A 16,473-nucleotide genomic window follows, 5' to 3' on the forward strand; every position below is an offset into this window, starting at 1 on the left:
GGATTGATCTCCAACTGACCTACGGAGTTACCCACTTAATGACATCGTTCATCGAGCTAGGCGTCCCCGCCGTCCTGTCCGGCACCCTCGCCGAGCTCGGCATCACCGAACCGTTCCCGATCCAGGCGGCCACGCTGCCCGACTCGCTCGCCGGGCGCGACCTGCTCGGTCGCGGACGGACCGGGTCCGGCAAGACGTACGCGTTCGTGCTGCCCGTGGTGGCCCGGCTGGCCGCGGCGAAGGCGCCACGCCGCCCGGGCCGGCCCCGCGCCCTGATCCTGGCGCCGACCCGCGAGCTGGCCACCCAGATCGAGGCCACGCTGCGCCCGCTGGCCGACGCGGCCGGGCTGCGCACCCTCACCGTCTTCGGCGGGGTCGGCGCGAACCCGCAGATCACCGCCCTGCGCAACGGGGTCGACGTGCTGGTCGCCTGCCCGGGCCGGCTCGACGACCACATCCGCAACGGGCACGCGTCGCTGGACTCGATCGAGATCACCGTGCTGGACGAGGCCGACCACATGGCCGACCTGGGCTTCCTGCCGGTGGTCCGGCGGCTGCTCGGGCAGACCCCGGCGGGCGGCCAGCGGCTGCTGTTCTCGGCGACCCTGGACAACGGCATCGACGTGCTGGTCCGGCAGTTCCTGCGCAAGCCGGTCACGCACCACGTGGACGCGGCCGCGCAGGCACCCGTCGAGATGGACCACCACGTGCTGCACGTCGACCCGGACGACCGCTTCGGCGTGCTGGTCGACCTGCTGGCCGCGCCGGGCCGCTCGGTGGTCTTCACCCGTACCAAGCGGCGCGCCAAGGTGCTCACCAAGCAGCTGGTCGCGGCCGGGGTGCCGGCCGTCGAGCTGCACGGCAACCTGGCGCAGAACGCCCGCAACCGCAACCTGTCCGCGTTCTCCGACGGCACCGCCGGCACGCTGGTGGCCACCGACATCGCGGCACGCGGCATCCACGTCGACGACGTGACGCTGGTCATCCACGCGGACCCGCCGGTGGAGCACAAGGCGTACCTGCACCGCTCCGGCCGCACCGCCCGGGCCGGGGCCCGCGGCACCGTCATCACCCTGATGACCGACGACCAGCAGGCCGACGTGCGGGACCTGACCCGCCGGGCCGGCATCCGGCCGGTCACCCGGCGGGCGCGTCCGGGCGACGCGCTGCTGTCCGAGCTGGCGCCGGGTGAGCGTACGTTCGTCGCGTACGCGCCGCCGCAGCCCGAGGCCCCGTCCCGGCCCGCCTCCCCCGAGTCACCGGGCGGCGGCTCGTCCCGGCGCCGCCGCGGCGGACGCGGGCGCGGGCGGGCCGGCGCGGAGGGCGCGGCTTCGACCGGAACCCGATCCGCCGCCGACGCGGCGCCGGGCCGCGCGGCAGCCGCTCCGACCGGCCGCACGGCGGGTGCTTCGACCGGCCGCACGGCGGCCGCCGGATCATCCGAAGGCCGCACGGCGGCAACCGGCTCCACCGGCGGGCGCACGGCGGCAACCGGGCGCACGGCGGCAACCGGGCGCACGGCGGCAACCGGCTCCACCGGCGGGCGCACGGCGTCCGCCGACAAGTCCGCAGGCGGACGGCGACGTTCCGGCGTCGACGGTGCGACTCAGCGATCCGCTTCCGGCGGACCGCGGGCGGCTTCGCCCGCCCCGCACAACGGAACCGGCGGCGGACGGTCCGCCTCCGGCACACCGCGCGCCGGGCAGCCCAGGACCACCCATTCCGGTACGCCGCAGCCCCGGCCCGCCACCGGTGGCGGAGCCGCCGCGTTCTCCGCCCGCGCGGGCGGCCGCCGGTCCGGACGCTGACCGGCTGCTCCGATGCCCGCCGCTCCATCCGCCGGCCGGCCGCCGCTCCACCCAGCGGCCGACCGCCGCTCCACCCAGCGGCCGACCGCCGCTCCATCCGCCGGCCGGCCGCCGCTCCACCCAGCGGCCGACCGCCCCGGTTCCCGGTGGGAGGTCACCGCACCAGGCTGACCGGTGGCTCTGGTGACCATCCAGCCGCCGCCGCTGGGCCCGCTGACCGGCTTCGCTCGTGGTGCCATCCATCCCGGATGGCACCACGATTGCCGGCGCCGTCGGGCACCCCGGCCCCCACCGCGACACGCCAGCAGCCCGGTGGTCCTCAGCCGTGACTCCCCCGTCGGCGGCATGTGGAAGGGCGGAACGCTCGCCAGCACCAGCCCGGCCACCCGGCTGGCGCTGACAGTGGCATCCCGCCCCCCGAACAACCACCAACACCGGCCCGGCCACCCCAGCTGGCACTGGCGATCGCGATAAGCGTCCGGAAACGACCACCAACACCGGCCGAGCCGCGTCGGCTGGCGGAGACGGCGGCATCGCGACGCCGTGAACAGCCACCACCGCCAGCTCATCAGCCCCGCGGCCTGCGGGGACGCCGACAGTGGCCCGCACAGCCCGCGGCGGCTCTGCGCGCACCATCGGCGGAACCGGGAGCGGGCCGCGGCTGGCGGGCGGGTGTGGGCAGGGGCCAGCGGCAGCAGCCTTGCCGGTATCGCCCGGCATGGACCCGGACCGGCTCCGGGCGGGCGCACGAGGGCGGTGTGCGCGGGGCACGACGCACCCGGCGTCCGGACCCGGACGGACTCGCAACGGCCGCCGGTGGGCGCGCGGGAACGGCGTGTCTGCCGCCCGGCCGGACGAAGTCGGACATCCGGACCCGGACGGACCCGCAACGGCGGCCCGGCGGGCGCGCGGGAACGGCGTGTCTGCCGCCCGGCCGGACGAAGTCGGACATCCGGACCCGGACGGACCCGCAACGGCGGCCCGGCGGGCGCGCGGGAACGGCGTGCCTGCCGCCCGGCCGGACGGAGCCGGACATCCGGACCCGGGGGAACCCGGAACGGCCGTCCGGCGGGCGCACCGGAGCGGCGTGCCTGGGGCGCGCCCGGGGTCAGGCGTCCGGGACCCGGACGGAGATCTCGTCGCCGAGGGTGAAGCCGGCGTTGAGCTCCAGTTCGTCGCCGGACCAGAAACGGCCCGGGTCGTACCAGTTCGCCTTGCGGTTGCGGGGCAGCAGGCCCATGTCCTCGTAGGTGACCGCGACCACCTCGGCGCAGTACGCCCGCTCCAGCGTCGCCTCGGACGTCTCGGACGGCTTCCACGGCGGCCGGATCTGCGGGATCCGGCCGCGCATCCAGCGCCAGGCGAGCTGGGAGGTGGACGGGAACGGGGTGCCGTCGAGGCGGGCGACGGTCTTGAGCGCCCGGTCCTCCATCGCCCGGGTGACGCCCGGCTCCAGCTGGCGCAGCCAGCCGCGCTGGCCGTAGCGACGGGCCCAGACGGTGACCGCGTCGCGCAGGTCGTGCAGCTGCACGCCGCGCTGGAAGGTTCCGGACCACATGTCGGGCAGGGAGCGACCCAGCTCGGCGTGCCACATCAGGGGCGGCATGTCCTCGATCACCAGGGACATCCCGACATGGTTCACCGGGCTGTTGGTCAGGGTCTGGATGGCACGGTCCGGTCCGGACCGGCCCCGGAAGATCCAGATGTCACCCGTGCGGGTCAGGTCGATGGCCTCGTCGAGGCTGATGTCGGCAACCACGTGTCTATTCTCAGCAGATGCGGTGGTGGAAGGTAGCGGGACTGGCGGGGCTGGCGGGAGTGGCGGCGACCGGGGCGGTGATCGCCCGGGCCGAGCGCAAGCGCCGGGCGTACTCCCCGGAGGAGATCCGGGAGCGGTTGCACCACCGGCTGGCCGAGGCGTCGCAACCCCCGGCCGAGGCCGACTGACGGCTCATTCGGCCAGGTCGGTGTCGCGCAGCAGGGACCAGAGGCCGGCGCCGTCCGGGGCGGAGAACCACGTCTTGCCGCCGGACGGCACGGCCTCGGGGGTCTCGGTCGGGCCGGGGATGGCGCCGGCCAGCACCGCCTGGGTCGGCGAGAGCCGGCGGATCGCCACGGCGGCCACATTGTCCGGGTGCTCGCGGGCGAACTCCGAGTAGATCTCCTGGTCGTGCTGGCCGTCGTCGCCGACCAGCAGCCAGCGCACCGACGGGAACTCCTCGGCGAGCCGGCGCAGCGTGGTGCGCTTGTGCTCCTGGCCGCTGCGGAACCAGCGGTCCGGGGTCGGCCCCCAGTCGGTGAGCAGGATCGGACCGGCCGGGTAGAGGTGCCGGCTGAGGAAGCGGGTCAGCGCGGGCGCGACGTTCCACGCGCCGGTGGACAGATAGATCACCGGCATGCCCGGGTTCGCGTTGGTCAGCCGCTCGTAGAGCACCGCCATGCCCGGCACCGCGGACCGGGCGTGCTCGTCGAGCACGAACGTGTTCCAGGCGGCGAGCATCGGCCGGGGCAGCGCGGTCACCATCACGGTGTCGTCGATGTCGGAGATCAGGCCGAACTTGACGGCCGGGTCGATCACCCGGATCGGCGCGTCCACCGGGGCGGCACCCTCGCAGTACAGCCGGACGCTGGCCCAGCCCGGGTCGAGGTCGCCCTTGACCCGGCAGTCGACGTAGCCGCTGCGGTCGGTCCGGGTCTCGGTGACGCTGCCGCCGACCTCGATGCGCACCACCGCGCCGCTGACCGGCGTGGTGGTGAAGCTGCGCCAGCCGCGGATCTTCTGCCGCCGCTTGCTGGCCGGCCGGGGACGCGACAGCAGCACCCGGGCCATCACCCGGGCCCAGCCCGGAGCGCCGTACCCGGTGTAGGCCGTGATGTACGGCTTCCAGCCCCGGTTGCGCAGACCGCGCTCGATGATCTCGTGCACGGCGTCCTCGACCAGGGCCGCCCGGTGTATCCGAGCGACCGCCTGGGCCGTCTTCGCCGGTGTCGCCGCCACCATCTCCTCCTCGCCGTACCCTCGCGCCGCCCGCCCGGGCAACGTTACCGGGCCGGTGCGGCGGGCCGCGCGGGAACGAGGGCGCGCTCCAGGATGGACATCACGCGGCCGCCGGGATTTCGGCCGTCGTCCATTGCTCCGCCCACCACTGCTGGTCGGCCGGCTCCGGGGCGTCCACCCGCAGCGGCGCGGCCGTCGCCTCGCCGCGCAGGTCGCGCAGCGCCTCGGCGGCCGCCTCGGCGCGGCGCCAGGCGGACCGTTCGCGCTCCACCGCGGCGCGGTAGGCGGCCAGCCGGTGCGCCCGGACCGCCTGGGTGAGCACCGCCTCCTGCTGGACCGGGTGCAGCCGCGGGTTCCAGCCGCGGTGCGCGAAGACGTCGTTGAGCTGCTCGATGGAGAGATCGCGGGCGCGGCATCGGGCGCTGGCCGCGCGGTGCAGGTACCGCTGGCGGTCGACGTTCTCCCCGGGCTTGCGGCGCCGGCTCATCAACGGGTACGCCCCGGCGGCCAGGATCCGCCGGGCGTCCCGGTCGGCCCGCTCGTAGGCCGCCCACGCCTCGTCGACGGCGAGCTGCGCGGCCTCCCACTCGGCGCGCCGGCGTCGGGCGGCGCCGGCCGCGCGCGCGGCGGCGGTCGCCACCTCCTCGGCGTAGCGCTCCCGACCGGCGTCGGCCGGGGCCGGAGCGGTGCGTACCCGGGGCACCGAGACGGTGGCCGCGGCGACGGCCACGAGCAGCACGACGAGCAGCCAGATCCCGACGGCTTGCGGGACGGAGCTCAGGAATGCGGAATCCATGGAACACCCCCAGAGAAGCGAAAGATCGACAGGCCGGCGTACGGAACGGACGCGCGTGGCGCCCCGGGCGGTCAGCGGGTCGGGGGTGCGCGGGAGTCACCGGTCGCCGGCACCGCGCCGGGCGGGGCGACCGGGGCCGGCCGCGCCGACGTGGCGGGTCCGGCCAGCGGCGGGCGCGCCGGGACGGTGGGCCGCCGCCGCTCGGCCGGGGCGGTGCTCCGGGCGGCCGGGCTCCCGGAGGTGACGTCCGGGGCGGCGGTGACCGTGGTCACGGCCGGCTGCGGGGCGGGCTCGGCGAGCGGGGCGCCGGCCGGGCCGGACAGGCGCAGGGTGACGGCCAGGGCCAGCACGGCCAGGCCGGTGAGGAACCGCAGCAGCCGGGGACCGTCCCACGGACGGTTCGTCTCGTGCGCCACAGCGGTCACACGATCAACCTACCGGCGGGCCCGGGAACGTGCCCGGGCCGTCGGTCCCGGCCACCGGATCGAGGTCACCGTCACCCCGGCGAGGGACCATGGATCTCATGGACCTTGAGCTGGTGGAGCAGGTGGCGCGCCTGGACGCGTGGCTGGGCGAGGGCGGCGTGGTGGTGCTGAGCGGGGCCGGGCTGTCCACCGACTCCGGCATCCCGGATTACCGGGGCCCGTCCGGCTCGGCCCGGCGCAACACCCCGATGACGTATCAGACCTTCACCGGCGATCCGCTGGCCCGGCGGCGCTACTGGGCGCGCAGCCACCTCGGCTGGCGGACGATCGGCCGGGCCCGGCCCAACGACGGGCACCGGGCGGTGGCCCGCTGGCAGCGGCTCGGCCTGCTGCACGGGGTGATCACCCAGAACGTGGACGGGCTGCACCAGGCGGCCGGCGCCGCCGACGTGGTGGAGCTGCACGGGAACCTGGCCCGGATCACCTGCCTGGACTGCGGGGAGCTGACCGGCCGGGCGGATCTTCAGCGGCGGCTGACCGCGGCGAACCCGGGCTTCACCGCGGTGGCCGCGGCGGTGAACGCGGACGGCGACGTCGAGCTGGAGGAGAGCGCCCTGGACGGCTTCGTGGTGGTGGACTGCCTGGCGTGCGGCGGGGTGCTCAAACCGGACGTGGTGTATTTCGGCGAGACGGTGCCGGCCGACCGGGTGTCCCGGGCGTTCGAGCTGGTCGCCGGGGCGCGGACGCTGCTGGTCCTGGGCTCGTCACTGACCGTGATGTCCGGGCGCCGGTTCGTGCTGCGCGCGGTGAAGCAGGGGGTGCGGGTGGCGATCGTGAACCGGGGCGTGACGCGCGGCGAGCCGTACGCCGATCTGCTGATCGACGCGCCGCTCGGCGTGGTGCTGCCGAATCTCGCCCGGCAGACCGATACGTACCGATTGTTGCCGCACTGAACGAGCGCGGGTCACGCCGGTTATCGGAACGAAACCTAAATAGATCTCCCGGCACATTGACGTGACGGCCCTCACTGGGGTTGACTGCCGAAACCGGTCCCGAAACCGGTTCCGACCCCCGGCGAAACCGGCCGGTAACACAACCTCGGAGGAGCTGTGCCGATCACCATCGCCGACGTGGCGGCGCGGGCCAAGGTGAGCAAGACCACCGTGTCCCGGGTTCTCAACGGCAAGGGTGAGCTGGACGAGTCGACCGCCGCCCGGGTCCGTGCGGTGATCGACGAGCTCGGCTACGTCCCCAGCGCCCGGGCGGTCAACCTCGCCCGGGGCCGCACCCGGGTGATCGGCATGCTGGTGCCCTCGCTGACCTGGCCCTGGATGGGCGAGGTGCTGCAGGGCGCGGTGGACGTGCTGGAGGCCGAGGAGTACGGCCTGCTGCTGTTCACCTGCAACCGCGGCGACGAATCGATGCGCCAGTTCGCCGCGCAGGTCGCCGCCAAGTCGTTCGACGGCCTGCTGGCGATCGAGCCGGAGGGCACCCTGGACTATCTGGCCACGCTGCACCGGCGCGGCCTGCCGATGGTGCTCATCGACGATCGTGACCAGCTGTCCGGCGGCCAGATCCCGACCGTCGGCACCACCAACCACGACGGGGCGGCCGACGCCGCGCGGCACCTGCTGGAGATCGGGCGCCACAAACCGCTCGTGATCACCGGCCCGGCCCGCTTCGGCTGCACCGAGCAGCGCACCGACGGCTTCGCCTCGGTCTTCGCCGCCGCCGGGCGCCCGATCCCGGCCGGGCACGTGATGCCCGGCGACTTCACCGTCGCCGCCGGAGCCGAGGGGGTACGGCAGGCGATCGCCGCCGGCCTCGACTTCGACGCCGTCTTCTGCCACAACGACCTCTGCGCGTTCGGCGCGGCGCAGGCCATCCAGGACACCGGCCGGCGGGTGCCGGAGGACGTCGCGGTGGTCGGCTTCGACGACATCCCGATGGCGGCACACCACACGCCGCCGCTGTCCACCGTGCACCAGCCGATGCGCGAGATGGGTGAGGCCGCCGCCCGTACCCTGCTCGCGCACTTCGACGGCACCCCGCTCCCGAACCGGCCGACGGTGATCCCGGCGACCTTCACCGTCCGGGCCTCCACACAGGCCTGACACCCCCTCTCGTCCGCGCCCAGAGCACACATCGGTTCGACCGGCCGTGAGGCCGGGCGGGCACCCCCGCGCACCTCGGGGCCGGCGGCCGCCGGTCACGCGATGCCGCACGCCCTCCGGGCACCCTCTCACCCGAAAATCGCTATCCGAGGAGATTCTCCGATGCAGAGAAGGAAGCTGTTCGGCATCGCCCTGGCGGGCGTGCTCGCCACGGGCGGCCTGTCCGCGTGCGGCGACTCGCCGAACGCCAACAAGGACTCCGCCAACAAGGGCAAGGCCGCCGAGTTCCTGTCGATCGGCATGCCGAACGGCACCGTGACCGAGAACAACAACCCGTTCATCGGCACCTCGGCGGGCGCCTCGCTCGGCTACCGCTGGACCATCTACGAGCCCCTCGGCATGTGGAACAACGTCAAGCCGGCCGACCCGGCCAAGCCGTGGCTGGCCAGCGAGATCAAGTGGGCGGACGACTACAAGGCGCTGGACGTCACCATCCGCGACGGCGCGACCTGGTCCGACGGCCAGAAGCTGACCGCCGAGGACGTCGCGTACACGTTCAACCTGGTCAAGTCGAACGAGGCGCTGAACATCTTCGCCATCCCCCTCGACCAGATCACCGTCGACGGCAGCAAGGTGAAGATCACCTTCAAGTCGTCGCAGTTCACCACGTGGCACAAGATCATCAGCCAGATCCCGATCGTGCCGAAGCACATCTGGGAGAAGATCTCCGACCCGGCCGCCGACCCGATCAAGCAGCCGGTCGGCAGCGGGCCGTACACCCTCAAGACGTTCAGCCAGCAGGGCATCGTGCTGGAGCGCCGGGAGAGCGGTTACTGGCAGGAGAAGCCGGCGGTCAAGGAGCTGCGCTACACGTCGTACACCGACAACAACGCGCAGACCACCGCGCTGGCCACCGGCGCCTCGGAGTGGAGCTTCGTCTTCATCCCGAACTACCAGCAGACCTTCGTCGCCAAGGACCCGGAGCACTTCAAGGTCTGGGCGCCGGGCGTGCTGGGCATCCACGGCCTCTACATCAACACCACCCGCAAGCCGTTCGACGACCCGGCGCTGCGCCGGGCGATGAACATGGTCATCAACCGGGCGGACATCTTCAACCAGGCCGAGGCCGGCTACTTCCACCCCGAGCTGAAGAACGTCACCGGTCTGCCGGAGGGCGCGGGTGACCCGTTCGTCACCGACGCCTACAAGGGCAAGACCTTCTCGGTCGACGTCGAGGGCGCCAAGACGCTGCTCACCGGGGCCGGCTACAAGCTGGAGGGGGACACGCTCAAGGACAAGAGCGGCAAGCCGGTCACCATCAAGCTGACCGACCCGGCCCCGTGGTCGGACTACCAGACCACTCTGGAGATCATCAAGAGCAACCTCGCCCAGATCGGCATCAAGGCCACGGTCGAGAAGCCGAACCAGAACGTCTGGGACGCCAACGTGCAGAAGGGCGACTTCGACGCCACCGTGCGCTGGACCAACGGCGGTTCGACGCCGTTCGACATCTACCAGACGGTGATGGACGGCGACCTGATGAAGCCGATCGGCACCGCCGCGCAGCAGGGCAACTTCGGCCGCTTCAAGAGCCCGGAGGCGACCGCCGCGCTCAAGGCCTACGCGAACGCCACCAACGAGGCGGACCGCACCGCCGCGCTCGCCACGATCCAGAAGGTCTTCGTGGAGCAGGCCCCGATGCTGCCGATCGGCTCGGACAACGTCGGTGGCGCGTACAGCACCAAGAACTGGGTCGGCTGGCCGTCGGACAGCGACCCGTACGCCCCGAGCCAGCCCACCCAGTCCGGCGCGCTCGACGTGATCATGCACCTCAAGCCCGCCAACTCCTGATCGTCCAGCGGGCGCCCCGGCACGTGCGGGGCGCCCGCGCCCACCCCTGCTACTAAGGAAACCGGCATGACGTCGATCCCCGACGCGAAAGCGCCGGCCGACGAGGTGGTGCTTGAGGCGATCGGCCTGACCAAGCACTTCCCCGTCCGCCGGAAGCTGCGCGACCTCTTCTCCAACCGGAAGGATGCGGTTCACGCCGTCGACGACGTGAACCTCACGCTCCGCCGCGGCCGGGTGGTGGCCCTGGTCGGCGAGTCCGGCTCGGGCAAGTCCACCATCGCCCGCCTGCTCGCCCAGCTGTATCCCCGCACCGGCGGGGACATCCAGCTGCACGGCGAGTCGACCAGGGTCAAGGGGGGCGCGGCGTTCCGCCGGTACTGCTCCCGGGTTCAGATGATCTTCCAGGACCCGTTCGCGTCGCTGAACCCGACACACACCATCCGGTACCACCTGACCCGGTCGCTGAAGATCCACGACAACGCCGGGAAGAGCGCGGCGGACCTGGACCGGGCGCTGCACGAGCTGCTGCAGCAGGTGCAGCTCACCCCGCCGGAGCGGTACCTGGACAAGTTCCCGCACGAGCTCTCCGGCGGCCAGCGCCAGCGGGTGGCGATCGCCCGGGCGCTCGGCGCGCACCCGGAGGCGCTGCTCGCCGACGAGCCGGTGTCCATGCTGGACGTCTCGATCCGGCTCGGTGTGCTGAACCTGCTGCGCGACCTGCGCGACCGGCTCAACCTGGCGATCCTCTACATCACCCATGACATCGCGTCGGCGCGCTACTTCGCGGACGAGACGATGGTGATGTACGCCGGCCGGATGGTCGAGGGCGGCGACAGCGAGACGGTGACCCAGTCACCGGCCCACCCGTACACGAAACTGCTGATCTCCTCGGCGCCGGACCCGGACCGCCTGGCCGGCGGGAGCGACGGCGCGGCCGGGGACGCCGGCAACGGCGAACCGCCCAGCCTGATCCACCCGCCGTCCGGCTGCCGGTTCCACCCGCGCTGTCCGGCCGCGATGGACCGCTGTCGCACCGACCTGCCGGTGCCGTTGCAGATCGGTGACGCGCCCGGGCACTGGGCCGCCTGCTGGCTCTACGACGGGAACGAGAAGGCCGAGGTGGCCAAGTGAAGTACTTCCTCCAGCGCGTCGCCTTCTACCTGTTCACCGCGTGGGCCGCGATCACGCTGAACTTCTTCATCCCGCGCATGGTTCCGGGCGACCCGGTGCAGTCCCTGATCACCAAGTTCCAGGGCCAGCTCAGCACCCAGGCGATCGACTCGCTGTACGTGCTGTTCGGCCTGGACAAGGAGAAGAGCCTGTGGCAGGAGTACCTCGACTACTGGGGTCAGCTGTTCCGCGGTGACCTGGGCCTGTCCTTCACGTTCTTCCCGACCCCGGTCTCCGAGATCATCTCGGACAGTCTGCCGTGGACGTTGCTGCTGGTCGGCATCACCACCGTGATCAGCTTCTTCCTGGGCACCGGCCTGGGCGTGCTGGCCGGCTGGCGGCGCGGCTCGTGGGCCGACGGCCTGCTGCCGGTGACCACGTTCCTCTCCTCGGTGCCGTACTTCTGGCTCGGCATCATCGCGATCTACCTGCTCACCGGCCCGGGCAGCTTCTTCCCGCCGTCCGGCGGCTTCGACAACGGCCTGGTGCCGGCGTTCGACCAGTACTTCGTCCCGAGCGCGATCCGGCACAGCCTGCTCCCGGCGCTGACCATCCTGATCTCCTCGGTCAGCGGCTGGATCCTGAGCATGCGCAACATGATGGTGACCGTGTCCTCGGAGGACTACATCACCGTCGCGCACGCCAAGGGGCTCTCCGACCGCCGGGTGGCGATGAGCTACGCGGCCCGCAACGCGCTGCTGCCCAACGTCTCCGGCTTCGCGCTGTCGCTGGGCTTCATCGTCGGCGGCACCCTGCTGGTGGAGATCGTGTTCTCCTACCCCGGCGTCGGCTTCCAGCTGTTCCAGGCGCTGGGTGCTCAGGACTACCCGCTGATGCAGGGCATCTTCCTGATCATCACGATCTCCGTGCTGGTCGCGAACCTGCTCGCGGACGTGGCGTACCTGCTCCTCGACCCGCGCACCCGCAAGGAGGGCTGACCGGTGACCATCCCTACCTCCAGCATCGAGCAGGTCATCCCGGGCCAGGGTTCGATGGCGCAGCCGGAGACCGGCAAACCGGCCAAGGTCAAGAAGCAGCGCTTCCGGTTCGTGGCCAACCGCAAGGCGGCCACCGGCCTGGTCATCCTCGCCATCTACGTGCTCTTCGCGATCATCGGGCCGTGGGTGGCGCCGTACGAGCCGGACGCCCGCGGCAACGACCTGATCCAGCCGCCGTCGGCCGACCACTGGCTCGGCACCACCCACCTCGGCCAGGACGTGTTCAGCCAGCTGCTGGTCGGCACCCGCAGCGTCATGTTCGTCGGCTTCTTCGCCGGCATCGTGGCCACCGTGCTGTCCGTGCTGATCGGGGTCACCGCCGGTTACCTGGGCGGCAAGGCCGACGAGGGCCTGTCCGCGCTCTCCAACGTCTTCCTGGTCATCCCGGCGCTGCCGCTGATCATCATCATCACGTCCACCCTGGAGAGCGCCGAGGACTGGCTGATCGCCCTGGTGATCGGCCTCACCTCGTGGTCCTGGAACGCCCGGGTGCTGCGGGCGCAGACGCTGTCGCTGCGCCGGCGCGACTTCGTCGACGCGGCCCGGGCCACCGGCGAGAAGACCTGGCGGGTCATCGTCTTCGAGCTGATGCCGAACCTCACCGCGGTGATCGCCTCGGGTTTCGTCGGCACGGTCATCTTCGCGGTGCTCTCCGAGATCACGCTGGCCTTCATCGGCGTCACCTCCAGCACCACCTGGAACTGGGGCACCATCCTGTTCTGGGCGCAGGGCCAGCAGGCGCTCGCCCAGGAGGCGTGGTGGTGGTTCATCCCGGCCGGTCTGGCGATCGCGATGCTCGGCACCGCCCTCTCGCTGATCAACTTCGGGATCGACGAGTTCGTCAGCCCGCGCCTGCGCAGCGCCGGCAAAACCAAGATCAAGACCATCGACGGCCGGACGGTACGGATGCGCATCGGGTTCACCCCGGTGCTCAGCAACTCCCCCGCCCCGCACACCCACGCCAGCCCGACGCCCGTCGTGCGGAAGGAGGTCACCCAGTGAGCGACCCGGTTCTCGAGATCCGCAACCTGAACGTCGAGTACGGCCTGGGCGACCAGGCGGTCCGCGCGGTCCGCGACGTCAACCTGACCCTGCACCGCGGCGAGGTGCTCGGCCTGGCCGGCGAGAGCGGCTCCGGCAAGTCCACCCTGGCGTACGGCATGACCCGCCTGCTCGCGCCGCCCGGGGTGATCACCGGCGGTCAGGTCCTCTACCACCCGGAGCAGGGCGAGGCGTACGACGTGCTCAGCCTCTCCGACCGGGCCCTGCGCTCGTTCCGCTGGGCCGAGACGGCGATCGTCTTCCAGGGCGCGATGAACTCGCTCAACCCGGTGCACAAGATCTCCACCCAGCTGACCGACGTGCTGCGCGCGCACCGGCCGGAGATGAGCGAGGCGGCCCGCAATGCCCGGGCGCGGGAGATGCTCAAGCTGGTCGGGATCGCCGCCGACCGGATGGACGCCTACCCGCACCAGCTCTCCGGCGGTATGCGCCAGCGCGTGATGATCGGCATGGCGCTGATCCTGCAGCCGCAGGTGGTGATCATGGACGAGCCGACCACCGCGCTCGACGTGGTGATGCAGCGCCAGATCCTCAGCCAGCTCGTCGAGCTGCGGGAACGCCTCGGCTTCTCGGTCGTCTTCATCACCCACGACCTGTCGCTGCTGGTCGAGTTCTCGAACCGGATCGCGATCATGTACGGCGGGCGGATCGTCGAGGAGGCGCCGGCCGCGGCGATCTACCGGGACGCGCTGCACCCGTACTCCAAGGGTCTGCTCGGGTCGTTCCCCGCCCTGCGCGGCCCGCGCCGCGAGCTGACCGGCATCCCGGGCTCCCCGCCCGACCTCAAGGGGATGCCGAGCGGGTGCTCGTTCCACCCGCGCTGCCCGAAGGCCTTCGACCCGTGCCCCGACAACATCCCGGTGCTGGGCAAGCCGGACACCGCCGACGGGCCGACCCGGTCCGTCGCCTGCTGGCTGCACCCGGTCGTCGAACCCGTCGGCTAGAGCAGAGGGCCGGCCCCCTGCCGTCGGGGCCGGCCCTCACTGATTCGTGGAGAGTGGCGTGGATTTCACCTGGGGCGTGGCGACGTCGGCCTACCAGATCGAGGGCGCGGTCGCCGAGGACGGCCGGACACCGTCCATCTGGGACACGTTCAGTCACACCGTGGTCGGCGAGCACGGTGACGTGGCGTGCGACCACTATCACCGGATGCCGTCCGACGTGCAGCTGATCAAGAGTCTGGGCGTGAACGCGTACCGGTTCTCGGTCTCCTGACCGCGGGTGCAGCCCGGCGGCCGCGGCCCGGCCAACCCGGCCGGCCTGGCCTTCTACGACCGCCTGGTGGACGAGCTGCTCGGCAACGGGATCGAGCCGTGGCTCACCCTCTACCACTGGGACCTGCCGCAGGAGCTGGAGGACGCCGGCGGCTGGCCGCACCGGGACACCGCGTACCGGTTCGCCGACTTCTCGGCGCTGGTCTTCGAGCGCCTCAACGACCGCGTCAAGAACTGGCAGACCCTCAACGAGCCGTGGTGCGCGGCGTATCTCGGCTATCAGCACGGGGTGCACGCCCCCGGCCGCAAGGACTTCGGCGCCGCCCTGGCCGCCACGCACCACCTGCTGCTCGGGCACGGGCTGGCCGCCGCGCGCGTCAAGCGGCCGGACAACACGGTCGGCATCGCCCTCAACATCGGCACCGCCACCCCGCACACCGACGACCCGCTGGACGTCGCGGCGGCGCGCCGCGCGGACGGCAACGTCACCCGGATCTTCCTCGATCCACTGGTGTTCGGCCGCTACCCGGCGGACGTCCTGGCGGATCTCGCGGCCCAGGGCCACGCCCTGCCGATCCTCGACGGCGACCTGGAGATCATCGCGCGGCGGCCGGACGTGCTCGGCGTCAACTTTTACTTCGGACAGGACTTCGCCGGGCGCGACGAGCAGGGCAACACCCACGACGCGCAGGGCCGGCCGGTGGTCCGCGAGATCCAGCCGGACGTGCCGAAGACCGCGATGGGCTGGCCGGTCACCCCGGACCGGTTCACCACGCTGCTGCTGCGTCTGCACCACGACTACGGGGTGCCGCTCGCGGTCACCGAGAACGGCGCGGTCTACCACGACCGGCCGGACGACACCGGGTTCGTCGACGACGCGGAGCGCACCGCGTACCTCCAGGCGCACGTCGAGGCCACCCTGGCGGCCCGCGCCAAGGGCGCCGACGTGCGCGGATACTTCGCCTGGTCGCTGATGGACAACTTCGAGTGGGCCGAGGGTTACGGCAGCCGGTTCGGCTTGGTCGCCGTCGACTACGAGACCCAGCGGCGTACGCCGAAACGCAGTGCGCTGTGGTTCCGTGATCGCATACTCTCCGGCACGTGAGCGACTATCGGAGCATCAACCGAGCCAACTGGGACGAGCGGGCCACCGCGCACGCCGCGTCGCCCGGCTACCGCGTCGAGCGGTTCGCCACCGACCCGGCGTACCTGAGCGAGGTGGTCCGCTTCGACCTGCCCCGGCTCGGCGACGTCACCGGCCTGCGCGGCGTGCACCTGCAGTGCCACATCGGCACCGACACCGTCTCGCTGTCCCGGCTCGGCGCCCGGATGACCGGCCTGGACTTCTCCGGCGTCTCCCTGGAGCAGGCCCGGACGGTGGCTGCCCGGGCCGGCGCCGAGATCGACTTCGTGCAGAGCGACGTGTACCGCGCCCGGGACGCGCTGGACGGTGAGTTCGACCTGGTCTACACCGGCATCGGCGCGCTCGGCTGGCTGCCCGACATCAGGCGCTGGGCCACCACGGTGGCGTCCCTGCTGGCGCCCGGCGGCCGGCTCTTCATCCGGGAGGGCCACCCGATCCTGCGGGCGTGCGACTACGACCGCACCGACGACGTGATCGCCCTGGCCGAGCCGTACTTCGAGCATGTCGAGCCGCAGGTGTACGACGAGCCCGGCACGTACGTGGAGACCGACCGCGAGTTCGTGCACACCGTCACCCACGAGTGGAACCACGGCCTCGGCGAGATCGTCACCGCGGTGCTGGACGCCGGCCTGACCCTGACCGGGCTGGTCGAGCACCAGAGCGTGCCGTGGAACGCGCTGCCCGGCCGGATGCGCCAGCTCCCGGACGGCGAGTGGCAGCTGGCCGACCGCCCGCAGCGGCTCCCGCACACGTACACCCTGCAGGCGCGCAAGGCGGGTTAGGCGGCCTCGACGCGGTTGCGGCCGGCGTGCCCGGCGGCGTACGGCAGATCGTCGGCCCGGTGCGCCGGCCGGCGCCACCCCGGGCGACCGCCGCGGCCGGCTCCGCCTCGG

General features: G+C 72.4%; 14 protein-coding genes and 1 pseudogene. 11 read left to right on the top strand and 4 right to left on the bottom strand.

Annotated features, from left to right (window positions below; all coding sequences use genetic code 11):
* Positions 1 to 38: 38 nt before the first annotated feature.
* A complete protein-coding gene (locus ACTEI_RS27620) occupies positions 39 to 1,808 on the top strand; it encodes a DEAD/DEAH box helicase (protein ID WP_122980330.1) in 1,770 nt (589 codons plus the stop codon).
* A gap of 1,108 nt (positions 1,809 to 2,916) precedes the next feature.
* On the opposite strand, the gene ACTEI_RS27625 is transcribed toward ACTEI_RS27620, so the two are convergent.
* On the bottom strand, positions 2,917 to 3,567 hold the full coding sequence (locus ACTEI_RS27625) for a hypothetical protein (RefSeq protein ID WP_122980331.1): 651 nt from the start codon (positions 3,565 to 3,567) through the stop codon (positions 2,917 to 2,919).
* A gap of 17 nt (positions 3,568 to 3,584) precedes the next feature.
* Between ACTEI_RS27625 and ACTEI_RS37425 the strand changes: the two genes are divergently transcribed.
* Positions 3,585 to 3,755 (top strand): hypothetical protein, encoded by a 171-nt coding sequence (locus ACTEI_RS37425; RefSeq protein ID WP_164466136.1) that lies wholly within the window; start codon positions 3,585 to 3,587, stop codon positions 3,753 to 3,755.
* Positions 3,756 to 3,759: 4 nt separating this feature from the next.
* Here ACTEI_RS37425 and ACTEI_RS27630 read toward each other — a convergent pair whose 3' ends face one another.
* The 3 genes from ACTEI_RS27630 to ACTEI_RS27640 all read right to left on the bottom strand — a co-directional run bounded on the left by ACTEI_RS27630 (position 3,760) and on the right by ACTEI_RS27640 (position 6,027).
* On the bottom strand, positions 3,760 to 4,809 hold the full coding sequence (locus ACTEI_RS27630) for an App1 family protein phosphatidate phosphatase (RefSeq protein WP_122980332.1): 1,050 nt from the start codon (positions 4,807 to 4,809) through the stop codon (positions 3,760 to 3,762).
* A gap of 97 nt (positions 4,810 to 4,906) precedes the next feature.
* Entirely contained in the window at positions 4,907 to 5,602 is a 696-nt protein-coding gene (locus tag ACTEI_RS27635) for a hypothetical protein (RefSeq protein ID WP_122980333.1), read from the bottom strand.
* A 71-nt stretch (positions 5,603 to 5,673) separates the two neighbouring features.
* On the bottom strand, positions 5,674 to 6,027 hold the full coding sequence (locus ACTEI_RS27640) for a hypothetical protein (protein ID WP_145830972.1): 354 nt from the start codon (positions 6,025 to 6,027) through the stop codon (positions 5,674 to 5,676).
* Positions 6,028 to 6,125: 98 nt separating this feature from the next.
* Between ACTEI_RS27640 and ACTEI_RS27645 the strand changes: the two genes are divergently transcribed.
* From ACTEI_RS27645 to ACTEI_RS27685, 9 genes and pseudogenes are all read left to right on the top strand, one after another.
* On the top strand, positions 6,126 to 6,980 hold the full coding sequence (locus tag ACTEI_RS27645; RefSeq protein ID WP_239082343.1) for an NAD-dependent protein deacetylase: 855 nt from the start codon (positions 6,126 to 6,128) through the stop codon (positions 6,978 to 6,980).
* 156 nt (positions 6,981 to 7,136) lie between these two features.
* Complete coding sequence (locus ACTEI_RS27650; RefSeq protein ID WP_122980336.1) at positions 7,137 to 8,141, top strand: LacI family DNA-binding transcriptional regulator; 1,005 nt, start codon at positions 7,137 to 7,139, stop codon at positions 8,139 to 8,141.
* A 162-nt stretch (positions 8,142 to 8,303) separates the two neighbouring features.
* The gene (locus tag ACTEI_RS27655; protein ID WP_122980337.1) at positions 8,304 to 9,992 is read left to right on the top strand and encodes an ABC transporter substrate-binding protein; all 1,689 of its coding nucleotides are present in this window, start codon (positions 8,304 to 8,306) and stop codon (positions 9,990 to 9,992) included.
* Positions 9,993 to 10,058: 66 nt separating this feature from the next.
* Positions 10,059 to 11,123: an ABC transporter ATP-binding protein gene (locus ACTEI_RS27660; RefSeq protein WP_122980338.1), complete on the top strand. Its 1,065-nt coding sequence runs from the start codon at positions 10,059 to 10,061 to the stop codon at positions 11,121 to 11,123.
* Positions 11,120 to 12,100 carry an ABC transporter permease gene (locus ACTEI_RS27665; RefSeq protein ID WP_122980339.1) on the top strand — a complete coding sequence of 327 codons (981 nt, stop codon included), beginning with the start codon at positions 11,120 to 11,122 and terminating at the stop codon, positions 12,098 to 12,100. The genes ACTEI_RS27660 and ACTEI_RS27665 overlap by 4 nt, the downstream gene beginning before the upstream one ends.
* 3 nt (positions 12,101 to 12,103) lie before the next feature.
* A complete protein-coding gene (locus tag ACTEI_RS27670) occupies positions 12,104 to 13,162 on the top strand; it encodes an ABC transporter permease (RefSeq protein WP_122980340.1) in 1,059 nt (352 codons plus the stop codon).
* Positions 13,159 to 14,166 carry an ABC transporter ATP-binding protein gene (locus tag ACTEI_RS27675; protein WP_122980341.1) on the top strand — a complete coding sequence of 336 codons (1,008 nt, stop codon included), beginning with the start codon at positions 13,159 to 13,161 and terminating at the stop codon, positions 14,164 to 14,166. The genes ACTEI_RS27670 and ACTEI_RS27675 overlap by 4 nt, the downstream gene beginning before the upstream one ends.
* Before the next feature lie 58 nt (positions 14,167 to 14,224).
* A pseudogene (locus ACTEI_RS27680) lies at positions 14,225 to 15,541 on the top strand (GH1 family beta-glucosidase).
* Positions 15,538 to 16,362, top strand: coding sequence for a class I SAM-dependent methyltransferase (locus tag ACTEI_RS27685; RefSeq protein ID WP_122980342.1), 825 nt, complete (start codon positions 15,538 to 15,540; stop codon positions 16,360 to 16,362). The pseudogene ACTEI_RS27680 and the gene ACTEI_RS27685 overlap by 4 nt, the downstream one beginning before the upstream one ends.
* The last annotated feature ends 111 nt before the right edge of the window (positions 16,363 to 16,473 follow it).

This window comes from Actinoplanes teichomyceticus ATCC 31121, from assembly GCF_003711105.1.
Classification (GTDB): Bacteria; Actinomycetota; Actinomycetes; order Mycobacteriales; family Micromonosporaceae; genus Actinoplanes; species Actinoplanes teichomyceticus.

What these genes read in the sequence shown, in the direction of transcription:
- ACTEI_RS27635 (WP_122980333.1), bottom strand. Translation starts at nt 5,602, where the DNA reads ATGGATTCCGCATTCCTGAGCTCCGTCCCGCAAGCCGTCGGGATCTGG.
- ACTEI_RS27630 (WP_122980332.1), bottom strand. Translation starts at nt 4,809, where the DNA reads ATGGTGGCGGCGACACCGGCGAAGACGGCCCAGGCGGTCGCTCGGATA.
- ACTEI_RS27645 (WP_239082343.1), top strand. Translation starts at nt 6,126, where the DNA reads ATGGACCTTGAGCTGGTGGAGCAGGTGGCGCGCCTGGACGCGTGGCTG.
- ACTEI_RS27620 (WP_122980330.1), top strand. Translation starts at nt 39, where the DNA reads ATGACATCGTTCATCGAGCTAGGCGTCCCCGCCGTCCTGTCCGGCACC.
- ACTEI_RS27655 (WP_122980337.1), top strand. Translation starts at nt 8,304, where the DNA reads ATGCAGAGAAGGAAGCTGTTCGGCATCGCCCTGGCGGGCGTGCTCGCC.
- ACTEI_RS37425 (WP_164466136.1), top strand. Translation starts at nt 3,585, where the DNA reads ATGCGGTGGTGGAAGGTAGCGGGACTGGCGGGGCTGGCGGGAGTGGCG.
- ACTEI_RS27660 (WP_122980338.1), top strand. Translation starts at nt 10,059, where the DNA reads ATGACGTCGATCCCCGACGCGAAAGCGCCGGCCGACGAGGTGGTGCTT.